The organism is Elstera litoralis (genome assembly GCF_000963705.1).
Taxonomy (GTDB): Bacteria; Pseudomonadota; Alphaproteobacteria; order Elsterales; family Elsteraceae; genus Elstera; species Elstera litoralis.
Window position 1 is genome coordinate 1 of the sequence record NZ_LAJY01000110.1, and the last position, 4,090, is coordinate 4,090.

Annotated in this window: 4 protein-coding genes; 2 read left to right on the top strand and 2 right to left on the bottom strand. The window is 64.3% G+C overall.

Annotated elements, in window-relative coordinates; translation table 11 throughout:
* Positions 1-974: adenylate/guanylate cyclase domain-containing protein (locus tag VZ95_RS21655; RefSeq protein ID WP_198148110.1), on the top strand; the 974-nt coding region annotated here is incomplete at its 5' end.
* A 43-nt stretch (positions 975-1,017) separates the two neighbouring features.
* Positions 1,018-2,172: a Na+/H+ antiporter NhaA gene (nhaA, locus tag VZ95_RS05575; protein ID WP_045774988.1), complete on the top strand. Its 1,155-nt coding sequence runs from the start codon at positions 1,018-1,020 to the stop codon at positions 2,170-2,172.
* A 2-nt stretch (positions 2,173-2,174) separates the two neighbouring features.
* On the opposite strand, the gene VZ95_RS21660 is transcribed toward nhaA, so the two are convergent.
* Both VZ95_RS21660 and VZ95_RS22805 read right to left on the bottom strand, forming a co-directional pair.
* The gene (locus VZ95_RS21660; RefSeq protein WP_198148111.1) at positions 2,175-3,869 is read right to left on the bottom strand and encodes a glucosaminidase domain-containing protein; all 1,695 of its coding nucleotides are present in this window, start codon (positions 3,867-3,869) and stop codon (positions 2,175-2,177) included.
* A gap of 125 nt (positions 3,870-3,994) precedes the next feature.
* Positions 3,995-4,090 (bottom strand): NifU family protein (locus VZ95_RS22805; RefSeq protein WP_198148112.1); only part of this gene is annotated, 96 nt, incomplete at its 5' end.

Consider the following 4,090-nt stretch of genomic DNA (forward strand, 5'->3'; position numbering starts at 1 on the left):
CCGCAACGGACCCCGAGGCACAGCCCGCCGCCGCAAGCGCCTTCAACAGCGATTACCTACTGACTTTCCTGCGCGACTCCCTGGTCCATCCGGCAATGCAGCCCTTCACCGCCAATGGGCTGGACGGGCGCAATCGCTTCGCCTGCCATCTTTTCATGCTCGGTGCGGCGGAAGCGGTGTTGGCGAAAACCAAAGGCTCCCCCAAAGAATTGCCGCTGCTGATCGCGGGCGCGCTGGAAGCCTTGGGGACGACGGCCGACCGGGCGGGCACGTTCCTGGCGCGCGCGGCGGATTATCACCGAGACGAAAAATTCAGCCAAGCCATCGAAGCCGGTCGCATCGCCACCGTCGCACGCCTGCAAAAGGGCGGCGGCGAGCCGGATAAGCTCGGCAAGGCGTTGGAAGCCTGGAACGGCGTGAGCGAGGCGGCCCAAAAAACGCTGGATATCGCCATTCTCTTCACCGATCTGGTCGCCTCGGTCGCCACCACCCAGCGCATTGGCGAAGAACAGGCGATGCGCCTTGTTCAAAACCATAATCAGATCGTCGCGGTTGCCTTGAAGCGCAATCGCGGCCATCAGGTGAAGCATACCGGCGACGGGATTATGGCCGTCTTCCCGCGCGTGGCCGATGGGCTGGCCGCCGCCGTCGATATTCAGCGCCAGTGCCAGGACCATAATCAGGTCACGCCCGGCGAGCAAATTCTCCTGCGCATTGGCCTGTCTGCCGGTCAGCCGGTGCAGGAAAACAATGATTATTTCGGCACGATTGTGCAGCTCAGTGCCCGACTCTCGTCCTTGGGCGAGCCGGGCGATATTCATTGCGATGCCTTATTTGCCGAGTATGTGAAAGAGAATGTAACCGCGCCGCTCAGCGCCCCGTTCGATGTGCCGCTGAAGGGCTTTGCCCAGCAGCAAACCGTCTATCGGGTGGAGTGGCGCAACGATTCGCCGGTCGCGGCGGCGTCGGAATAGAAATAAGGGGGAGCGTTTCTCCCCCCAAAACGAAGGAAGCTGCATGCAACGCCCCCTCATCCCCACGGAAGTTTTGGCGGGCGGCGCGCTGCTACTGGCCGCGATTGCGGCGTTGATCGTTAGCAATTCCAGCCTATCGCCGCTCTATGACGCGCTGCTGGCAACGCCGGTGGGCGTGCGCGCCGGGTCGGCGGGCCTCGAAAAGCCGCTGCTGCTGTGGATCAACGACGGGCTGATGGCAATTTTCTTCTTCCTCGTCGGCCTCGAGATCAAACGCGAGGCCCGGCTAGGGCATCTCGCCGACCCTAAGATTCTGGCCTTGCCGCTCGCCGCCGCGATTGGCGGCATGATCGTGCCCGCTGCGATTTATGTCGCCCTCAATGCGGGCAACCCTAGCGCTTTGAACGGTTGGGCGATTCCAGCGGCGACGGATATCGCCTTCGCGCTCGGCATTCTCGCCACTTTGGGCAAGCGCATTCCCCCGGCGTTGCGACTGTTCCTAATGGCGCTCGCGGTGATCGACGATCTCGGCGCGATTGTGATTATTGCGATTTTCTATACGGCGGACCTTTCCGTTGTCGCGCTGGGCGGTGCCGGAATCCTGCTGATCGCGCTGGCGGCCTTGAATTTTGCCGGGGTGCGCAGCCTCACGCCCTATCTTTTGCTGGGCGTCGCCCTTTGGGTCTTCGTGCTGAAATCGGGCGTTCACGCCACCTTGGCCGGGGTGGCGCTGGCCTTCGCCATTCCGCTGTCGGATAAAAACGGCGACACCGAACACGGCCCGCTGCTGACGGCGGAACACGCGGTTTACCCTTGGGTGACGTGGGGTGTTTTACCCGTCTTCGCCTTCGCCAATGCCGGGGTTTCCTTCGCCGGGCTGGGGGCCAGCGCTTTAGCCGAAACCGTGACCCTGGGGATCGCGCTCGGCCTCTTAGTCGGCAAGCCGGTCGGGGTTCTGATTGCCTCCCGCCTCGCCGTGCGCGCCGGCGTAGCGAGCCTGCCGGACGGGCTAAGCTGGCCGCTGATTGCAGGCGCGGGCATTCTCGCCGGGATCGGCTTTACTATGAGTCTTTTCATCGGCGGGCTCGCCTTCAGCGGACCGGACGCCGCCGCGCAAGTGCGGCTTGGCGTGCTAATGGGCTCGGTGCTGGCGGCGGTGATCGGCTATGTTTATTTGCGCCGGGCGGCAAAGGCCTGAGCCTATTCGGCCTCGGCGACGGTGGCGACGCGCAGGCGGGCACCGTCGAGCATATGCAGATTATTATAAGCGAGCAGGTTATTGACCGAGCGGACATAATCCTGCCCGCGTTCGGAGTAACGCCCTAGCGCCGCCATTAAATCCGGCCCCGACACTGGCTTGCCCGTGAGGCGCAGACGGGCGCGCAGATCGCGGAAGCCCGCATAAGCGAAATGGGTATTGAGGTTGCGGACGTAAGAGGCCACCCCTTCCGCCAGATCGGCATAGGGGCGCTGGCGGCGCACGCTGCGCCCCTCGGCATCGCGCACCCACATGACCATACCGAACAGCGCATTGCCGTCGCGGGCAAGATTGGACGTCCCCCAACCGCTTTCCTCCGCTGCTTGCGCAAGGGCCAGCGAGGGCGGAACAATATCGACACGCTTTAACAGATCGGGGAGCGACCAGCGCTCCAGCCGGAACTCGGTGAGGACGGCGGCGACGAAAGCGCGATCATCTTCCGTTAAATCCCCGGCCTCAACCCTGCCCGCCAACTTCAGAATGCGCTGGCGGGTTTCGAGAATATGGGCATTGACGTGCAGCAGATGCGGCAGCAGCGAGCGCACGAAAATCCCTTTCCGCTCCTGGGAGGCGACGGCGTGGGTCAAATCCTGCGGCAACCGCGCCAGAAACACGCCCGGAACATCGCCGTCCAGGGCGGTATCGTAATCATGGGCGTCGAATAGGCTAAGCAGCTTTGCGGTCGACGGCACCGTTTGGCGCGTGACAAGCTCGGGCTTCGGCGGGGAGACGGCGCTGACGGCAAAAGCCCCACTGAACGGCTCAATCCCGAAGCGCGGTTCGGCCTTCCCGCGCCGCCCCTGCTGGCGCTGCAATTGGCTTTGCGCATAGTCGAACATCTGCACGCCCCGGAAGGCCGAAAGATCGTGATCGCCGTAGCCGCCCGCCACCAACGCATCGGCCACTAGGGCGCGGGTGCGCGCCATCGCGTCGATCCCCGGCGGCCCGCCGTGCAGAGTGTCCCGCCAGGCGACAAGCTCGGTCAGCGCCTGGCAACGGTTCGGATAAAGCGCGGGCTTCCGGTTCCGGCGCGAGATCGGCAAAGGCGGACGACGGGGCGTCGGGCAGCGGATCGGCACGGTCCGACAGCAGCAGCGGTTCAGTGAGCGGATGCGACGGCCCAAGGCCGGGTTCGGTCCAAAGCGCGGGCGCTGCCCCCCTTCAGGCGGGATTGCCACCACGGGCGGTGCCGGGTCGAGCCGGTCACGGGCGGTCAGAAGCCACGTCGCTTCCGTCTCCCGCAGACGCGGGACCGGCGGGTTCCGATCCACCGGCAGCCCATCGGGCAGGCGCGCGGGCGGATGCAACGGGTCGTGATGCGCGGGGAGGGAGCGCGGGGCGCGATCGATGCGGTCCGCCGTCATCACCCTCGCCACGGGTTCGGCCAGCGGCTTCAAGCGCGCAAAGGCCTGCAACGGCGTCGCGGGCAGCGGCCCATTGCGCTGGTGCGCCAGCGTCACCAGTTCGGAGGGCGGCAAATCCTTAGCGCGCTGCGCGGGGGCGGGCGGCAGATGGATGACCGCCAGGGGCGGCGTTTGCGGCGGATGGGCGGCGATCAGCAGCACCGTTGCGAGAGCCGACTCGAGCGCGAGCAACCCCAACAAGGATGTAAAAAGCCGACGCCCCGTGAAGGGCATCGGCTGATATTCCGTATTTCCCCACATCTTATGCAGAGTTTAGCGTGAAGAAACGGAGGAGTCTTGGTCTCAGACCGTATGATTTGTCTTACGGGCCGCTCCCATTTCTCTTCAAACCCAATTCTTTAAGCGACTGCACGGACTTCCGAGACTTCCGGAACGTAATGCTTGAGCATATTTTCGATACCCATTTTCAAGGTCGCAGTCGAACTCGGGCAGCC

What these genes read in the sequence shown, in the direction of transcription:
- nhaA (WP_045774988.1), top strand. Translation starts at nt 1,018, where the DNA reads ATGCAACGCCCCCTCATCCCCACGGAAGTTTTGGCGGGCGGCGCGCTG.
- VZ95_RS21660 (WP_198148111.1), bottom strand. Translation starts at nt 3,869, where the DNA reads ATGCCCTTCACGGGGCGTCGGCTTTTTACATCCTTGTTGGGGTTGCTC.